The organism is Pantoea sp. X-Soil-OKNW-556 (genome assembly GCF_059730695.1).
In genome coordinates, this window is sequence record NZ_AP035991.1 from 444000 (window position 1) to 461476 (window position 17477).

Here is a 17477-nt window from a genome sequence, read left to right on the forward strand (position 1 = left end):
CGATAAATCGCGCCGCTACGTTAAAGGACGACCATCAGGCATGAAAACCCAAAAACTGTTCGGCAATGCTGGCACTGGAGGTGGTTAGCGGATCGATATGTTGAATAATTTCCCCCTTTTCAATCACATGGATCTGGTCCGACAGCGCATAGAGAAACTCAATATCCTGTTCCACCAGGATGATGGAGATATCCATCTCATGCCTGAGTCGTTGCAACGTCTCAATAATCTCCTCACAGATATTCGGCTGGATCCCCTCAGTGGGTTCATCCAGCAGCACCAGTTGCGGCTGACCACATAAACAGCGGGCCAGCGCCAGCAATTGCTGTTCACCACCGGACAAAGATCCCCCCGGCTGCGCCAGCAGGCGTTTCAGACGCGGGAAGATCTCCAGCATCTGTTCGATAATCTGCCCGGCCCGGGAAAAGTGCTTCACGCAGCCCATGCGCAGATTTTCCTCTACCGTCAGCAACGGGAAGATTTGCCGCCCCTGTGGCACAAAACCGATGCCTGCCGCTGCCCGCTGATGTGCCTGATACGCGGTGATATCGATGCCGTTAAGCGCAATGCGGCCCTGCCAGGCGGGCAGTTCACCCATAATGGTACGCAGCAGTGTGGTTTTACCCATGCCGTTACGTCCCAGCACGCCGGTAAAGGATTTTGCCCCGACAAAGAGTTCGGACAGATGTAACACTGGAATTTTGTTATACCCAGAAACCATCTCTTTGATTTCAAGCATGTTTAATCTCCACGTTGCCGAGATAGGCCTCTTTGACCAGTGGGTTGCTGGTCACGTCGCGAAAGCTGCCCTCCGCCAGTACCGCCCCCTGATTAAACACCGTCACCTGCTGCGCAATCATGCTGATGAACTCCATATCGTGTTCCACCACCACCACGGTGCTTTGCTGGTTGATAGCTTTGATCAGTTCAGCGGTTTTGCGGACTTCGTGATGTGTCATCCCGGCGGCAGGCTCATCCAGCAGCACCAGTTGTGGGCGCGAAATCAGGATCATGCCCAGCTCCACCCACTGCCGCTGACCGTGCGCCAGCTCGGACAAAGTGGCGTCAGCAAGATGCAGCAGGCCAATATCCTGCAACACCTGTGCAATGGCAGCGGGCACGGCGGATTTCGCCATTTTATTCGCTGCCGCCTGCCACAGATTTTCGCGCACGCTTAAGCCTTCAAACACGCTGGGAACCTGAGTCTTGATACCGATACCAAGACGGGCAATCTCCCACGGCCGCAACCCGGAAATCACCCGGTCACGATAGCGGCATTCGCCACGACTGGGCGTCACCTGACCACTCAACATCTTAAAGAAGGTACTTTTTCCCGCACCGTTCGGGCCGATCAGGCAGCGCAACTCGCCCTCGTGCAGGGTGAAATCGACCTCTTTCACCGCATGAACGCCGCCAAAGCTGACCCCCATTTTTTTTGTTTGTAACAGGACTGCCGCGCTCATTGTTTCACCTCGCTCACCTGTGGCGTGGCTGCCTGCACCGTCGGCTGACGTTTACGCCGCCACAAACGTTGCAGCGTTGGCAGGATACCGCCGGGGATTAACAACACGAAGACCGCCAGAATCACCCCCAACACCAGATTGACGTCCACCGTCTGCTGCGCGCCGAGGCGGGTGACCATCCATTGCAACAAAATGCAGCTGATCACCGGGCCAATCAGCGTGCCGCGCCCGCCAACGATCACCCAGATAATGATCTGCGCCGACTGGCTGATGCTGAACACGCCAGGGCTGACAAACGCGCCCCAGTTGACGTACAAACAACCCGCCAGTCCGGCAATCGCCGCGCCGATGGCGAAGGTCGCCAGCTTATGCGCCGGGACGTTATAGCCCAGCAAACCGGCACGCTGTTCATTTTCACGAATCGCGACCACGGTTTTGCCAAAACGGCTGAGTAAGGTGAATTTCAGCAGCACGTAGCACAGCGCCAGACACCCTGCCGTCACCATAAAGATCGCCTCTGGCGATAAGATCGCATCGGGCTGGAACGGCATATTCAGCGTTGGCACCGACGGAATACCGTTGAAGCCGCCCAACAGCGCCTGGCCGATATGGTATTCACTGCCCGCCGTCGAGTTGACCCAGTTAAACAGCACCAGGCTCACCGCCAGGGTGATGGCACCGAGATAGACATCGCTGACACCGCCGTAAAAGATCACATAACCGAGCAGCAGCGAGAACAAGGTCGGCAGCAGCACCGCCAACACCACCGCCCAGGTGGAATCACCCCAGTTGATGGCGCAGATGGCGTAGGTATAGGCTCCTAGGCCGAAAAACGCCGCCTGGCCAAAACACAAAATGCCGCCGTAACCCCAGATAAACGCCAGACTCAGCGACAGCAACCCCATCACCAGAAACACCGTGACCGACAGCAGCGTATACAACTCCAGCGTGCCGGAGAGCCACAACGCCCCCAGCATCACCACCAGCGCCACCACAATGATTTGTACGCGTTCGGAAAACAGTTTCATCACAGCGACCTCCTGAAAAAGCGTCCGGTGATGCCCTGCGGCAACAGTCGCAACAACACAATGGCGCTTAACAGCAACGCCACCGCGCCAAATACCGGCGTCCAGGCGTAGGTCGCCAGTTGCGAGATGGTGCCAAACAGGGTGGAAGAAGAGAGGGTTCCGGCGATGATCGCACTACCGCCGCCAATCACCGTAATAAATGCCTTGGCGATAAAACTGATGCCAATGGTCGGGATGACCCCGGTAATGGGGGCCAGCAATGCCCCGCCGAGGCCCGAAAGCGCCGCCCCCAGTCCGAACGTCAGGCTATAGATTTTGCCAGGATTGGTGCCGAGTGCCGCCGCCATGCGCGCATTCTGCATGGTGGCACGCGCGCACAACCCGAGGGTGGTGTAGCGCAACAGCAACCACAACGCCCCCACCAGACACAGCGCAAACAGGATGGTAAACAGCGAATAGCCGCTGGTACTGTAGCTGCCAACCGTGACGCTCGGCAGCGGCGAACTGATACCCAGCGTGGTGTTGCCAAACACCATAGTTGCCGCCCCGATCAGCGCCAGACTCAGTCCCCAGGTCGCCAGCATGGTGTCAATCATCCGGCCATAGAGATGGCGGATAATCACGCGTTCAATCACGATGCCAAACACCCCCACCACCAGCGGAGCAATCACCAGCATGGCGATCCAGATGGGGACACCGAGATGGTTGGTGGCGAGAATCGCGCTGTAGCCGCCGAGCATCATAAATTCGCCATGCGCCATATTGACGATCTTCATCATGCCAAACACCACCGCCAGGCCGAGGCTCATGATAATCAGCACCGCGATGGCATTGAGCACCTCAATGCCATAGATAATCAACAGATCCATAGTGGCTCCTGTTACAGCTCGATTTGATACTGTTTGGTGTCGCGTGGATTTTTCTTCAGATCGCACACCATCGCGGTATCACTCGGTGCCTGATCGGTGAAGGTTTCCAGAATCTTCATCTGATGGTTTTCCACTTCGGCGATATGCACATCCAGCGTGCAGTGATGGGTGGCAGGATCGACCGTGACTTTGCCGCTCGGCGACGCCACGGTGATGCCGGATTCCAGCGCTTCAATCACCTTCATGCGGTCCACCGAACCGGCTTTGCGCACCCCTTCCGCCCAAATCAACATGCCCTGATAGGCACCCATCGCCAGATCGCTGATATACGGCGTGCTGGTGCCATATTTGGCGTGGAATTTCTGCACAAAGGCCTGGTTTTCTGGCGTCGGGATTTCCTGCATATAGTTTGCGGCCACCAGAATGCCGTTGCTTTCCTCCGGCGAGAGGATGATATGTTCGTTACCACCACCAAACACCGTCGAGGCAATCGGAATCTTGCCGCTCATGCCCGCCGCGTGCCACTGGCGATAGAAGGAGATATGCGCGCCGCCCACCAGCGCCGACCAGACGATATCGGGTTTTGCGCTCTGGATTTTCGAGATAGCGGCACCAAAATCGGTCACATCAAGTGGGAAGAACTCCACCGTTACCACTTCACCGCCGTTGTCATGTACCGACTTTTTCACCCACGCGGAGACGATTTGACCGTAGTTGTAATCCGCCGCCACGACGTAGATTTTCTTGCCCCACTTTTTCATGGCGTAAGGCACCAGCTTTTCCACGGTCTGCGCCGGCGTGGAGCCAGAGGAGAAGTAGTTGCGGTCACATACGCCGCCTTCGTACTGTGCCGGATAAAAGTAGAGTGAACGGAAACGGTCCAGCACCGGACGGATAACCTCACGCGAGGCGGAGGTAATGCCGCCCTGCACCACCGCAACCTTATCTTTCAACGCCGCCTGCTGCGCATACTGCGCGTAAAGCTGCATATTGGATTGCGCATCGTAGTTAATCATCTGAAGCGGGCGGCCCAGCAAGCCGCCTGCGGCATTGATATCATCCGCCGCCAGATTGATGGCGTTCGACATCGGTTTACCGTAAATATCCAGGCCACCCGACAGGTCAAGAATGGTCGCCACTTTAATCGCGTCTTTATTGTCTGCCGCAAAACTCATTTTCGGCGCAACGCCCGCAGCCAGACCTAATGCCGATAATGCAGATCCCTGAAGAAATGAACGACGACTAATAGCCATAGCACCCTCTTAAAGAAGTGATGAGTTAGAAAGAATGGATTTCCGGTGAGATCCGGACAGGGTGAAACCAGCAGCTGGCAGACAACGCTGTCTGCATAAAAAGAAGTGATTGCCACAACGCTGGGGCAATAAGATTTAGCAAGCAATAAGCGGGCCAGATTTAATTTTCCAGCCAGGCTCAGAATATTCGCGCTTTAACACAACCAGTCAGACCTGCGGTGCACTTTTTAGCAGCATTCAGCACCACAAGATTGCACTCATTCGTAGCGGCGCGATTTATCGCGCAATTCTTTCCAATACCCGCCCGCCGCAACATGGTTTAATAGCGCCACTCTTACCAACGCGGGATGCGTGTTTACTTATGTTGCAGTTTTCAAATGGTTTTCTGTTGAGTTTATCGTTGTGCCTCGACATCGGGCTGGCGAATATCGCCATGATCACCCTGGCGATGCAGCGCGGTTATTTCCACGGTTTCTGGCTGGGAATTGGCACCTGCATTGGTGATTTAATCTACGCGCTGCTGGCGTTGGCAGGGATGGCGGTGGTGCTGCAATTTGCCGCCGTGCGCTGGGTGTTATGGATTGGCGGCGGCGCGTTGTTGATCTGGTTTGCGGTGAAAATGCTGCTGGCCGCGTATCGTTCCGTCACCGCCATCAATATGTCAGAACAGCAGCCGCAACGTTCGCTGCTGCGTGAGTTCAGCCGTGGAGTCATGCTGGCGATGTCATCGCCCACCGCCATTTTGTGGTTTGCCAGCGTCGGCGGCGCGCTGATTTCACGCATGGGACATGGTAATGCCGGATCGACATCATGGTTCCTGAGCGGCTTCTTTATCGCCGGGGTGTTCTGGACATGCGTATTGTGTCTGGTAGGCAGCATGGGCGGGAAACTGCTGGGGCAGCGCCTGCTGAAATATTCTTATCTCGCCTCAGCGCTGATCTTTTGTTACTTCGCAGTTTACGTAATCGGTTCGGGCTATCGCGAATTTATTCTTAGCTGATGCGCATAATGATGCGGCGTGGTGCCCATCACTTTGCGGAAAGCATTGATAAAATGGCTTTGGTCATAAAAGCCGAGTTGCAGCGCGGCATCCTGTGCATGCACACCCCGCCGCAATAGCTCGCGCGCATGATGCAACCGCAGCTGCATATGATATTGCAGCGGCGGCATGCCGGTCAGTTGGGTGAAACGCCGGACCAGATGGTATTTGCTCAGCCCCACCTGCTGTGCCAGCGTTGCCAGTTGCGGTTTGCTGCTCAGGTTGGCACGCAGATACTCTTTTACCTGTACCATCAGCTGAGCATCCCCCTGATGGCGACTGGCGGAATCATCCAACAATTCGCCACACAACCACATCAGTTGTTGTTCCTGCAACCCTTCATCGTGCTGACGCGTTGCGTCAGCATAATCGCAGATGGCCGCGAACAGCGGCGAGTGATGGAACGCTCCTTCGCGTAGGGCGGGTGTCCCGGCCAGGACCGACTGAGGCAGATGCACGCTGATAAAACTGACCGGTTCCACGCTGAACTGTGACGCCTGAACAGAGGTCGGATTGTACACCGTCACTTGCCCGGCCTGCGCCTCGTATGACTTACCATCCAGCCAGATCGCCTCACGGCCACTCAGATTGGCGCAAACCACATATTCATCGTGCAAATGGCGTGGAAAAGCGCTGTCGCTGGCAGTGACACGCGAACACTCTATCCCGTTGCGGGCAAACCATTCAGAAGCAAATAACGGCACAAGAACCATCCGGTTGCGGATAACGCGTGGTATAACAGCATCAGTCGTCACCAAATGCAACCAGGGGATATAACTCATTGAGTATGTTTTGGGTTTCCTGCTCCGCCAAAAATGGAAATTTATAGTTCTTTATTGTTGATAAGAATGTTTGCGCATCGCGTTCCGTCTCTAACCCCTTCGTTATTAACGCTTTTTCCCACCGTTCTCTTTCATATTTGCTAAACAATGGAGAGAAGCTTTCGCAAGCATACATAAACATTTTCTTTATCGGCTCCACCAACCATTTTGCCAGATCCATGCTTGTCCCTAAATATTGCTGAGTTGACAGTTCAACGAATAGCTTTATTAATGCAATGACTGCAACTGATTGCTGTTGTTCTGTCGTATAAGATGAGTAAACAGGATGGTTGGAAAACTGCTTGCATACCTGATCAATCAATTTCTGGCAATTTTCCCGATAAGAAGAACCGCAAAAAGGTGATAACAGCTTTGCCAATAATTTTCTGTGGCGAAACAGGGTATCTTTTTTCACACTGCGGTGAAGCAGCAAAGAATGAATATGCTCGACAATATCATTCACATCGTTTACTTCCGTCGTTGACAATGTATCACGATAGCTGAAGAGTAAGCTAATCATTGGCCGGGGAGCGTATTCAGCATGACGCCACAGCGTATTGAGCAAAGGGTTTTTATGGCGAATATCAGCCACTGCCTCTGCGGATGTGATGACCTTCTCAATCTCTCCGGTTTGTTTATGATAGCGGATTAGCTGGGGGTGTTTCGGGGCAGCTTCTGCCTCAAGTAAACGACCAAAATCCTTTTCCGAAAGACAGACAATTTCGCTCTTTTCTTCGTTGATAAACAGATAAGGGCATTCAGATAAGTGCTGTTCTGCATACGCTATAAGTTCGGCAAACCGTGCACTTTTCATCATAGAGCCGAATAAGATCTCCTTGCTGGCAGCCAGCTGATTGATCACCACTTGAAGGCGCATAACTCTCTCAACGGGCAATGTCTCCAGCAACATGCTGAGATCATTCTTCTCAGCATCATCGGGGCGTAATAACTCATATTGGTAGTGCTGAAATAACAGATTTTCTCTGAAAAGTTGTATTGCCGTACAAGCTGAATAGAGAGGATCGCGCAGCTCTGCAATTAATGCACGCCGTATCGACTTATCCCGCAAGCAGGCCGTTAACGCCGGTGTAGATTGCTTGATATGCCTTACCATTTGATTGACAGCATCCACTACAATGCGGCTGTTTTTTTCTTTCATGCTCCTCATCATAAGGATAAAAAACGCCCCTTTCTCAGGGCACACCGAGCATCTTAAACTTTCAATCTTTTGGAACATATCAGGGTGCCAGGTGATATCATCCTCTTGATAGTTTTCACAAATTATCCCAGCACCATCAACAGGCCCTGTTATTTTCAATCCCAGCCATTTGCTTTGAGAAATGTTCACATTGGAGCTGAAGCAAACATAGGCGAGCTGTGGATTGTGTAATTCAGCTTCAGAGAAATCAGTTGCGCTAATATCATATCGAACACTTGCATGCCCCAGAAATGCAACGTTATTCAATTTGGTGTTACACAAAATCAATCCACGCAGATAATTATCATCTCCCGCGAGAAAATGAACATCATTAATCTCAGCTCCACGCAAATTCACATCACATAATGTAAATCCCATAAATTCAGAAGACTTACCATTTCCCAGGCCATATATTCTCAGATTTTCAAAATTGGCATTGGAAATGATAACATGATTCCAATGCAACGGCCTTCCATTGCACACAAGAGTACAGCATCTCAGATGCATACCCTTATGATTTAGAAGGCGGAAAGTTAAGTTCGTAAACAGATGGCCATTAAAATAAAATGCATCATCCTTTTGCAAAATGAAATATTGATTCTCAACAGAAGAAATGACCAAATTTACAAAATTTTTTTTGATATTATTATCAACACTTCCCATATATTCTTTGGAGAATACCTTAAAATCCTCTACTGACACTCGCTTATAATTGACATCAGAGGGAGGATTTAAAGAGTTCGGATTTATATCATAAACATTCCGAACGGTAACTCTGACGGGTGATGCCCCGTGATTATTATCTGATGAACATGTTGAATGTGAAGCTGCGGAAACAGACAGGTCCGACATCATAACTCTCCCTTTGCGAATTCAACCTTAGTGTTTATATCATCTGATTAAATACCGCCTGTGGGCCAGGGAAATTAATAACTCTAAGAAATAAATCAGGATACTTTCACAACTTTTTGATAGCAGAAAGAAATGCAGCGCGAAAAATCGCGCCGCGACATAAAGATTACAATCCGGCAATGCGTTTTAAATCTGCTTCCGCGCCAGGTGCCACCGCCAGCACCTGTGCCCCTTTCAATAACCGTTCACCCGTTGTGTCGAATGGGTGATACCAGCCGCCCGCTTCCTTCACCAGGCAATATCCGGCGAGGCAATCCCAGGCATGCATATAGGGTTCGTAGTAACCCACCACCCGGCCGGCCGCTACCCACGCCAGCATTAATGCCCCCGATCCAATGCGGATAAAGTTACCGCCGGCTGCCAGCAACGCGGCAAGGATTTCACCGACCTTTTCCGGGCTGACATAGCTGTTGGCACCAAAACCGGTGACATGGTTTTGTAGCGTACGGGACGGGTCAACCTGCAAACGCTTACCGTTAAGTGTTGCCCCGTGGCCCAGCGCGGCGACATAGCACTCCTGATAGGTCGGGGCAAAAATCACACCAATCACTGGCACACCCTCGTGCAGCACCGCCACCGAGACACACCAGTTCGGCATACCGTTGAGGAACGGGCTGGTGCCGTCAATCGGGTCCACCACCCAGGTATAGCCGGACGATCCCGCCTGCAAGCCATACTCCTCACCGAGAAAACCGTCATCGGGGAAGTTTTCGCGCATACGCTGTCCGATCATCTGTTCCACCTCACGGTCAGCGCGCGATACCACATCCTGTAAATCGTGCTTGGTTTCCACCACCAGGCTGTCACGCTGTTCAAACCAGCGTAGCGCTGCTGCACCACCCGCGCGCGCCACCTCTTCTGCCAGCGCCAGCCGCGTCAGCAGGGCGTTATGTTCCACGTTACTCATTGTCGCTCCTTGTTATCCGGCAATCAGGGCAAGTCCCTGGGGTTTAAAATCAATCGCGACCGGGGTCGCCAGCGGGTGCTGCTGTTCCATCTGCGCATCGACGATAAACAACGAACCTAATTCGGTCGCCACTTCGTATTCGATATGGTCGCCCAGCCAGGTGCTGTGCGTGACTTCTCCACGCAGCGCGCCACCGTTTTGCTGGCACAGCGTAATAAATTGCGGCCGTACCGAAAGCTGCGCGCTGCCGGTTTTGGCGGCAGTATGGCGCACGCGGTAGCGCTGACTGCCGAGACGCACCAGCGCCTCGCTGCCCTCCACCTGCTCTACTTCGCATGGCAAGATATTCGCCTCGCCCATAAAGTCGGCGATAAACACCGAATTGGGCGTCAGGTAGAGACTTTCCGGCGCGCCCTGCTGGGCAATATCCCCTTCTTTCATGACAATAATTTTATCGGATACCGCCAGCGCCTCTTCCTGATCATGAGTGACATACACCGCCGTAAAACCCAGGCGCTGCTGCAAATCTCGAATATCGGTCCGTACCCGACGGCGCAGGCGTTCATCGAGATTCGACAACGGTTCATCCAGCAGCAGGACCTGCGGTTCCAGTACCAATGCCCGTGCCACCGCAATACGCTGCTGCTGACCACCCGACAGCTCCGACGGCAGTCGCGCCCCCTGATGTTCCAGCCCGACCAGTTTCAACCCGTTACGCGCACGGTCCTGCGCCTCGCGCTTGTTGATGCCTGACGACAGCAGGCCATACATAATGTTGTCGAGCGCGGTCATATGCGGAAACAACGCATAAGATTGAAAAACCATCGCCACATCGCGTTCGTTGGCGGGCAGATGCGTGACATCTTTGCCGCCAATCAGAATCCGCCCGGAAGTGGGATGTTCCAACCCCGCCAGCAGGCGCAGGGTGGTGGTTTTACCGCAACCGGAAGGACCGAGCAGCGTCACCAGGGTGCCGGGTTCCACGGTTAGCGACAGATCCGGCAGCGCGGTAAATCCGGCAAAACGTTTCGAGACGTGTTCAAACACCACGGAACCTGTGTTCATACGACACCTTCCTGAGTTAATGAGGGAGCAGCAGGCGGCGTGGCCGCCTCCACCGGGCGCGCCACACGGCGCAGACGACGTTCACCCACCAGCCACTGAAATACGCCGATGACCAGCAACATCACCACGATCAATACCGTTGAATAGGCGATCGCCACACCGTATTCACCGTTCTCCACCAAGCCGACGATGTAGGAGGTCGCCATGTTGTACTGGGCAGAGACCAGGAAGATCACCGCGCTGATGGAGGTAATGGCGCGAACGAAGGCATAGACCAGTGCCGCGCTGATCGCCGGTTTCAGCAACGGCAGCACCACTTTGCGTAGCGTGCGGAAACTGTTGGCCCCCAACGTTAACGAGGCTTCATCGAGGCTTTTATCCAGTTGACTCATGGCGGCGATACCGCCGCGCACCCCTACCGGCATATTACGGAACACAAAGCAGGCAATCAGGATCATCGCGGTGCCCGTGATCTCCAGTGGCGGCAGGTTGTAGGCCATGACGTAGCTGACGCCAATCACCGTGCCAGGAATGGCGAAACTGAGCATCAACAGAAACTCGAAGGTCTGCCGACCCGCAAACTTCTGCCGCACAATCAGCCAGGCGGTAAGCAGACCAACAATGGCGGTCAAGGGGGCGGCAATCAACGCGATTTCTAGCGTGGTCCAGAAGGAGTTCCACGCCACCCCGCTCCACAACAGATGGCCGTCCGTGAAGGTGATGCGGAATGCGCGGATGTAATGTTCCAGCGTCAGCGTATCGTTCAGCCCCCACGACTGCACAAAGCCTCCCACCAGGATCATGCCGTAGATCACCAGCGTGAACAGGCCCCACGGCAGCACCATGCCGTAGACGCCATAGCGCAGCGCACGCGGTAGCTGACCGTGGTTGCCGCCATCGCCTTTACCGGTGACGGTGGCGAAATTTTTCCCGCCCAGCCACAGGCGTTGCAGGATAAATGCCGCCAACGTGAAGCACAGCAAAATCATGGCCAACACCGCGGCGCGGCTGGGATCGTTCTGCGCCCCGACCACCGAGAAGAAGATCTCTGTCGACAACACGCCGTGGCTACCGCCCAATACCATCGGATTGCCGAAGTCGGCCATGCTTTCGATAAAACTGATGAGAAACGCGTTTGCCAGGCCAGGCGCCATCAACGGGAGCGAAATATGGGTGAAGGTACGCCAGCGATCAGCACGTAGCGTCTGCGATGCCTCTTCCAGCGAGGGGCTGACGCCCTCCACCACCCCAATCAACACCAGAAAAGCGATCGGGGTGAACGACAGCACCTGGGCGATCCAGATGCCAGTAAGGCCGTACAGCCAGCGTCCCGGTTCGATGCCAAATAACGCCGCCAGATGTTCCGTGACCACGCCGGAGCGGCCAAACAACAAGATCAGCGCCAGACCAATAACAAACGGTGGCGTAATGATCGGCAGGATGGTCAGCATACGCAGCGCTTTTTTCATCGGCAATGGCGTGCGTGTCGCGGCCAGCGCAAAAGCCAGTCCGAGCAGCGTCGCACCGCTGGCGGTCATCAGCGCCAGCCACAGCGTGCGCCACGCGGTGCCACAGGTGCCGCCGGTCAGGCAGCCGAAACTCCAGATGGAGGGATCCTGGATATTGCTGATCAAACCATTGGGATTGAAGCTGCCGTCAACGTCCTGCACCGACACCACAAACATACTCAGCACCGGATAAAGCACAAACACGCTGACCAGCGCCGTCAGCAGCACCAGCGAAGCAACCACAAACGCGTCCCCCTTCAAGACCCCCCGCTCGGCCAGCGCGAAAGAGAACAGCAGCAGAAAGGTCGTCAGCATCAGCAACGCTCCGGCCCCCATCGCCGGTTGCCCCTGCTGTAGCGCACCAAACTGGTTTTCCAGCCACAGCCAACTCCAGCCGCTATAGCCAATGGCGTGCCCTTCAACAATCAGAAACAGGACGCCGAGCGCGCTAAACAACAGCAACAAACGGCTACGAATGCCACCGGGTGCCAATAAGCCACAGGCGGCGCACAGCAGATAAAGCGCCACTGTCACCGCCAGCCACGGATGCTGAAAAGCCACCATCTGCCAGAGCGCCGGGGCATTAGCCGCATCGCTCCACAGCGAGAGAATCCAGCCGCCGGAAAAGAAACCGCTTTCGAGGCTGTACCAGGGGAGCAGCGTCAGGGCTAGCGCACCGGCAAGCAACGCGCCGACTAAACGACGATTGTTCGCATTCATAAATCACCTCGACCTGAAAATTCAGGCTGAAGCGGACAGCAGGCCGGAGCCACCGCATCTCAGCATGGATGTTACTGCGCGCTGGCGCCGATCTCTTTGTCCCAGCGGCTGAGCAGTGCTTTGCGTTTGGCGGAGTCGCCGTAGGTTTTGAAGTCGTAATCGATCAGTTTGATATTTTCAAAACGTGGCGCGTATTCAGAGATTTCTGCGTTGCGATTGGACGGCAGCTGGAAGGATTTGGCTTCTTTCATATGCGATTGCGCCTCGGCGCTTAACGCCCAGTCGTACCAGACTTTGGCGTTCGCCAGATTGCGCGCGCCTTTAACAATCGACATCGAACCGATTTCGTAGCCGGTGCCCTCGCACGGCGCAACGGTTTTAATTGGGAAGCCATCCACCTGCATCGCCACCGCATCGTGCATAAACACAATGCCGACCGTGGTTTCACCACGCGCCGCCGCTTTAACCGGCGCAGAACCCGATTTGGTGTATTGCGAGATATTGGCGTTGAGTTTTTTCAGGTAGTCGAATGCCTGATCCTCACCCATGATTTGCACCAGCGTTGCCAGCGTGTTGTAGGCCGTGCCGGAGGAGTTTGGGTTGGCAATCTGGATCTCCCCTTTAAAGGCCGGGTTGAGCAAATCTTTCCAGCAGGCCGGAGCGGGCAATTTTTTATCCGCCAGCAATTTGGTGTTGTAACCCCAGCCAAGTGCGCCCGCATAAATACCCACAGTGCGATAACCGGAGTTTTCTGCCTGCTTCTGCGCCCAGGGCTGTTGCTGGTCGAGCAGCGGTGATTTGTAGACCTGCGTCAATCCCTCATCGGCGGCCTGCATATGGGGATCACCCGTTCCCGCCCACCAGATATCGGTGCGCGGATTACGTGCTTCACTGCGGATGCGGGCATAGGCTTCGCCCGCCGAGAGCCGCACCATATTGACCTGAACATCCGGGTGCGACTGGCTGAAGATGCGCGTCATGTGTTCACACACCACCACATCCGCAGAACAGATCATATTGAGATTACCCGCCGCAGCGGCGGTGAACGGCAGTGCAGTGCAACAGACGGATAGTGCGACGTACAGAGGGGTGTAGCGCATGATGTTCTCCTTGGTTTGCAGGGTGGTGCTTCACTGGCACCTTGTTATTTGCACATGTGTGCAAATTTGTAGAGAACATAAAATAACCTGTCAATCGCCTTGCTGAGCAATTGACAGGTCATGTCACAAAATTGAAACAATTATGACGTGAATCATTTTGCACACCTTTGCAAAATCGGGCAGACTGCTTTGCAACCAGTTAAGGGCGGGAGGTGAGCGATGCAAAATGAGAAAACAGTGATTAGCGCCCAGGATGTGGCGGATCGCGCCGGTGTCTCCCGCTCTGCGGTATCCCGCGCTTTTACGCCAGGCGCCAGCGTTTCAGCCACCACCCGCGCTCGGGTGATGAAAGCCGCTGAGGAGCTGGGTTATCACGTCAATCATCTGGCTCGCGGCCTGGTACGTAATCGCAGCGGTATTGTCTGCCTGGTCGTCTCAGAACTTGCCACGCCCTACCGCGCCAGTCTGGTGCGCTGGTTAACGCAGTTTTTGCAGGAAGCGGGCAAAGTGGCGATGCTGATCAACACCGATCGTTCCGACAACAGCGTCTCCGGCGCACTGCAACAGGCGATTAATTTCCGCGCCGATGCGTCAATCATCTTGTCCGGCATGCCCGACAGCGCCATTACCCGGCAATGCTACAAACACGGTCAGCGCATCATATTGATTAACCGGGATGAGGCAGTGCCCGGCTCCCTCTGCATCAATCTCGATTCGGCGGCCGCTGCTGCAACGGCGGTGATGGCATTTGCCCGCGCCGGGTGTCGCCGCCTGGCGTTTGCTAACTCACTGGCCGGGACACCCAGCCTGATGAAACGCGAGAGTGATTTTCTTACCGCAGCGCAGGCTGTCGGGTTACCGGTGATGGTTGAGCGCTTTGGTACCACTTCCTATGAAAGCGGTCAGATTCTGGCGCATCGCCTACTGACGCGCCCTCAGCGCCCGGACGCCATATTCTGTGTCACTGACCTGGTCGCCTGTGGATTGATGGACGAAGCCCGCCATCGTTTTGGCTTACGTGTACCACAGGATTTGTGCCTGATCGGCTTCGATAATATTGCGCAGGCGGGCTGGTCTTCGTACCACCTCACCACCTTTGCCCAGCCGGTGGAACAATTTGCCCGCGATGCGGTGGACTGGCTGATGCAGGCCGAACGGGAGGAGTCGCTGGAGGTACAACAGCACGACACCCGCCTGTATCAGCCGGATGTCGTGTGGCGTGGGTCGGTGCGCGGGGGGTAAACACTAAGTCAGGGAGATCTTCATGACTTGTTGTCTCGCGCGATAAATCGCGCCGCTACAAAGAGGTGCACGGTTTCGTAGCAGCGCGATTTATCGCGCATTTTTATCTTATTGCATCCATTGACACAAATTAGCCAACATCGCCATACAACGCTCAATCTGTTCAACCGCGATAAACTCATCCGGCTTGTGGCCCTGATCCATACTGCCTGGCCCACAGATCAGCGTGGCGATCCCTGCTTCATCAAACAATCCCCCTTCGGTGCCAAACGCCACCGTGGAGAATTCATCGCTGCCGCTCCACTGCGCCAGCCATTGTGCGAATTGCGACCGGGGATCGGTCAGCAACCCCGGATACTGGCTGATTGGCAGAAAACGGATTGCGCTTGCCAACGCCACCGCCTGCATCTGCGGTAACAATTCCTGCCGGGCAAACTGTTCAACCTCGGCAATCACCCCCTGCACATCGTCATCCGGCAGATAACGGATCTCAAAATCAAACTGACAATCCTGCGGCACAATATTTAACGCACTGCCCCCCTTAATCACCCCGGTTTGTAAGGTACTGAAAGGCGGATCAAAACGCGTGTCCTGGCGCTGTTTGAGCTGCTGCGCCGCTTCACCCAGACGATTAATCAGCTTTGCTGCATACTCGATGGCATTCACCCCGGATGGCGCATAGGCGGAGTGACAGGCGTGGCCCTGCACCTGACAACGCAACCCAATCTTGCCTTTGTGTCCATACACCGGGCGCATTTCCGTCGGTTCGCCGATGATACACATCAAGGGTTTCTCTGCCGAAGCGCGCAGGTAATCCACCATGCTGCGCACCCCAAGGCATCCGACCTCCTCGTCATAGGAGAAGGCCAGGTGCAACGGCATGCGCAAGGGTTGCGCCAGAAACCCATCCAGCGATGCCAGCACGCAGGCGAGGAATCCCTTCATATCGGCACTGCCGCGCCCGTAATAACGTTCGTGTTGTTCGGTCAGGGCAAAGGGTGGCACGGACCAGTTCTGCCCGTCGACCGGCACCACATCGGTATGACCGGAGAGCATCACCCCGCCCGCACCCGCCGGTCCGAGCCGTGCATACAGATTAGCTTTGCGCCCGCTGTCATCCATGATGCGCTGAGACGCGATACCGCGCCGGGCGAGAAAGTCCTCAATCCAGCTAATTAAGGCCAGGTTAGATTCGCGGCTGGTGGTATCAAACGCCAGCAACGCCGTCAGGATCTCGCGAACGGCATTACTCATCGCCGGGTACGCCGTAACTTGGGGCATCACGCGGATCGAGCGCGCGCGTCACATAGGCCTGCATCTGCGGCTCATAGGCCAGCCACAACGCATTCAGTTGCGCCAGCGGGTCCTGTTCCGCCCAGTCAACGCGCAGATCCACCAACGGCCAGGTGTAATCATCCACCACCTTCACCGCCGCTGAATGCACCGGCCCGGCTTCGCCCCCGGCGTTGATCCCGGCCTGCAATGCCGCAATCAGTCGGCTGGTGAGTTCGCCGGTCGCCGCTTCAAATGCGGTTATCATGGCGTTAATCACCGCCTTATCCGCCAGCATATTCCCCGCAGCCACGCAATTGTCACCCTGCGCCACGTTATAAATGCCAAGGGTTTTATCGCCGCTGAAAGCCGCGATCTTGCCGCTGGCGTCAATCACCGTCACCTGGCGATATTCGCTAAAGCGGTCTTCCGCCAGCGCACTTTTCAGCGCCTGTTCCGGTGCCTGGCCCGCTTCCAGATGCGCGAGGATCTGCTGCCCGAGCGCGGGCAGCGTGATGTTCTGACTGGAGACGGCACCAATGCCAGCCACCAGCCACGGGCAGCGTGCGCCCACAGCGATGCTGGACGAACTGATGGCGATACCCAACTGACCAGACTCGGTGCAACGGGCGGCAATCGATAAGGTCATTTTGCCTCCCAGTCGTCCGGGATCACCGCGATCACGTCAATTTCCATCAGCCACTGCGGCTGTGCCAGTGCCGAAACCACCAGCCCGGTGGAGATCGGGAACACTCCTTTCAACCATTTACCCACTTCCTGGTAAACCGGCTCACGATAACGCGGGTCGATGATGTAGGTGGTGGTTTTAACGATATGGCTGAGATCGCTGCCCGCCTCCTCCAGCAGTTGCTTGAGGTTTTTCATCGCCTGCTCGGTTTGCGCACGCGGATCGCCCAGCCCCACCAGGTTGCCTTCAAAATCGGTGCCGACCTGACCGCGCACGTAGACGGTGTTACCCGCGCGCACCGCCTGACACAGGTCGTTGTCCAGCGTCTGATTGGGATAGGTTTCTTTGGTGTTAAACATACGAATACGTTGATGAGTTGGCATAACGGTTCC

The 17477-nt window shown here is 55.2% G+C and carries 16 protein-coding genes; 2 read left to right on the plus strand and 14 right to left on the minus strand.

Annotated features, from left to right (window positions below):
- Window positions 1–34: 34 nt before the first annotated feature.
- The 5 genes from AC6I8T_RS22725 to AC6I8T_RS22745 are packed head-to-tail and all read right to left on the minus strand — an operon-like array spanning window position 35 to window position 4613.
- Window positions 35–739 carry an ABC transporter ATP-binding protein gene (locus AC6I8T_RS22725; protein ID WP_208726390.1) on the minus strand — a complete coding sequence of 235 codons (705 nt, stop codon included), beginning with the start codon at window positions 737–739 and terminating at the stop codon, window positions 35–37.
- Window positions 732–1463: an ATP-binding cassette domain-containing protein gene (locus AC6I8T_RS22730; RefSeq protein WP_208726388.1), complete on the minus strand. Its 732-nt coding sequence runs from the start codon at window positions 1461–1463 to the stop codon at window positions 732–734. The genes AC6I8T_RS22725 and AC6I8T_RS22730 overlap by 8 nt, the downstream gene beginning before the upstream one ends.
- Entirely contained in the window at window positions 1460–2491 is a 1032-nt protein-coding gene (locus AC6I8T_RS22735; RefSeq protein ID WP_208726386.1) for a branched-chain amino acid ABC transporter permease, read from the minus strand. Before AC6I8T_RS22735 ends, AC6I8T_RS22730 begins: the two co-directional genes overlap by 4 nt.
- On the minus strand, window positions 2491–3360 hold the full coding sequence (locus AC6I8T_RS22740) for a branched-chain amino acid ABC transporter permease (RefSeq protein WP_208726385.1): 870 nt from the start codon (window positions 3358–3360) through the stop codon (window positions 2491–2493). The genes AC6I8T_RS22735 and AC6I8T_RS22740 overlap by 1 nt, the downstream gene beginning before the upstream one ends.
- A gap of 11 nt (window positions 3361–3371) precedes the next feature.
- Entirely contained in the window at window positions 3372–4613 is a 1242-nt protein-coding gene (locus AC6I8T_RS22745) for an urea ABC transporter substrate-binding protein (protein WP_208726383.1), read from the minus strand.
- A gap of 361 nt (window positions 4614–4974) precedes the next feature.
- On the opposite strand from AC6I8T_RS22745, the gene AC6I8T_RS22750 reads away from it, so the two are divergent.
- Window positions 4975–5613, plus strand: a complete 639-nt coding sequence (locus AC6I8T_RS22750; RefSeq protein ID WP_208726381.1) for a LysE family translocator — start codon at window positions 4975–4977, stop codon at window positions 5611–5613.
- Here AC6I8T_RS22750 and AC6I8T_RS22755 read toward each other — a convergent pair.
- The 6 genes from AC6I8T_RS22755 to AC6I8T_RS22780 all read right to left on the minus strand — a co-directional run bounded on the left by AC6I8T_RS22755 (window position 5589) and on the right by AC6I8T_RS22780 (window position 13883).
- The gene (locus AC6I8T_RS22755) at window positions 5589–6365 is read right to left on the minus strand and encodes a helix-turn-helix transcriptional regulator (protein ID WP_437180286.1); all 777 of its coding nucleotides are present in this window, start codon (window positions 6363–6365) and stop codon (window positions 5589–5591) included. The two genes, AC6I8T_RS22750 and AC6I8T_RS22755, sit on opposite strands and share 25 nt — an antisense overlap.
- A gap of 31 nt (window positions 6366–6396) precedes the next feature.
- Window positions 6397–8526 carry a pentapeptide repeat-containing protein gene (locus tag AC6I8T_RS22760; protein ID WP_497834448.1) on the minus strand — a complete coding sequence of 710 codons (2130 nt, stop codon included), beginning with the start codon at window positions 8524–8526 and terminating at the stop codon, window positions 6397–6399.
- 163 nt (window positions 8527–8689) lie between these two features.
- Window positions 8690–9490 carry an inositol monophosphatase family protein gene (locus tag AC6I8T_RS22765; RefSeq protein ID WP_208726369.1) on the minus strand — a complete coding sequence of 267 codons (801 nt, stop codon included), beginning with the start codon at window positions 9488–9490 and terminating at the stop codon, window positions 8690–8692.
- A gap of 12 nt (window positions 9491–9502) precedes the next feature.
- Entirely contained in the window at window positions 9503–10555 is a 1053-nt protein-coding gene (locus AC6I8T_RS22770) for an ABC transporter ATP-binding protein (RefSeq protein WP_208726367.1), read from the minus strand.
- Window positions 10552–12783 carry an ABC transporter permease gene (locus tag AC6I8T_RS22775; RefSeq protein WP_208726365.1) on the minus strand — a complete coding sequence of 744 codons (2232 nt, stop codon included), beginning with the start codon at window positions 12781–12783 and terminating at the stop codon, window positions 10552–10554. Before AC6I8T_RS22775 ends, AC6I8T_RS22770 begins: the two co-directional genes overlap by 4 nt.
- A gap of 71 nt (window positions 12784–12854) precedes the next feature.
- Entirely contained in the window at window positions 12855–13883 is a 1029-nt protein-coding gene (locus tag AC6I8T_RS22780; protein ID WP_208726363.1) for an ABC transporter substrate-binding protein, read from the minus strand.
- 219 nt (window positions 13884–14102) lie between these two features.
- Between AC6I8T_RS22780 and AC6I8T_RS22785 the strand changes: the two genes are divergently transcribed.
- Window positions 14103–15125 (plus strand): LacI family DNA-binding transcriptional regulator, encoded by a 1023-nt coding sequence (locus tag AC6I8T_RS22785; RefSeq protein ID WP_497834449.1) that lies wholly within the window; start codon window positions 14103–14105, stop codon window positions 15123–15125.
- Window positions 15126–15233: 108 nt separating this feature from the next.
- Here AC6I8T_RS22785 and argE read toward each other — a convergent pair whose 3' ends face one another.
- The 3 genes from argE to AC6I8T_RS22800 are packed head-to-tail and all read right to left on the minus strand — an operon-like array spanning window position 15234 to window position 17468.
- Window positions 15234–16379, minus strand: coding sequence for an acetylornithine deacetylase (gene argE / locus AC6I8T_RS22790; protein WP_208726359.1), 1146 nt, complete (start codon window positions 16377–16379; stop codon window positions 15234–15236).
- On the minus strand, window positions 16372–17046 hold the full coding sequence (locus tag AC6I8T_RS22795) for a DUF1028 domain-containing protein (protein ID WP_208726357.1): 675 nt from the start codon (window positions 17044–17046) through the stop codon (window positions 16372–16374). Before AC6I8T_RS22795 ends, argE begins: the two co-directional genes overlap by 8 nt.
- The gene (locus tag AC6I8T_RS22800; RefSeq protein ID WP_013511436.1) at window positions 17043–17468 is read right to left on the minus strand and encodes a RidA family protein; all 426 of its coding nucleotides are present in this window, start codon (window positions 17466–17468) and stop codon (window positions 17043–17045) included. Before AC6I8T_RS22800 ends, AC6I8T_RS22795 begins: the two co-directional genes overlap by 4 nt.
- Window positions 17469–17477: the final 9 nt, after the last annotated feature.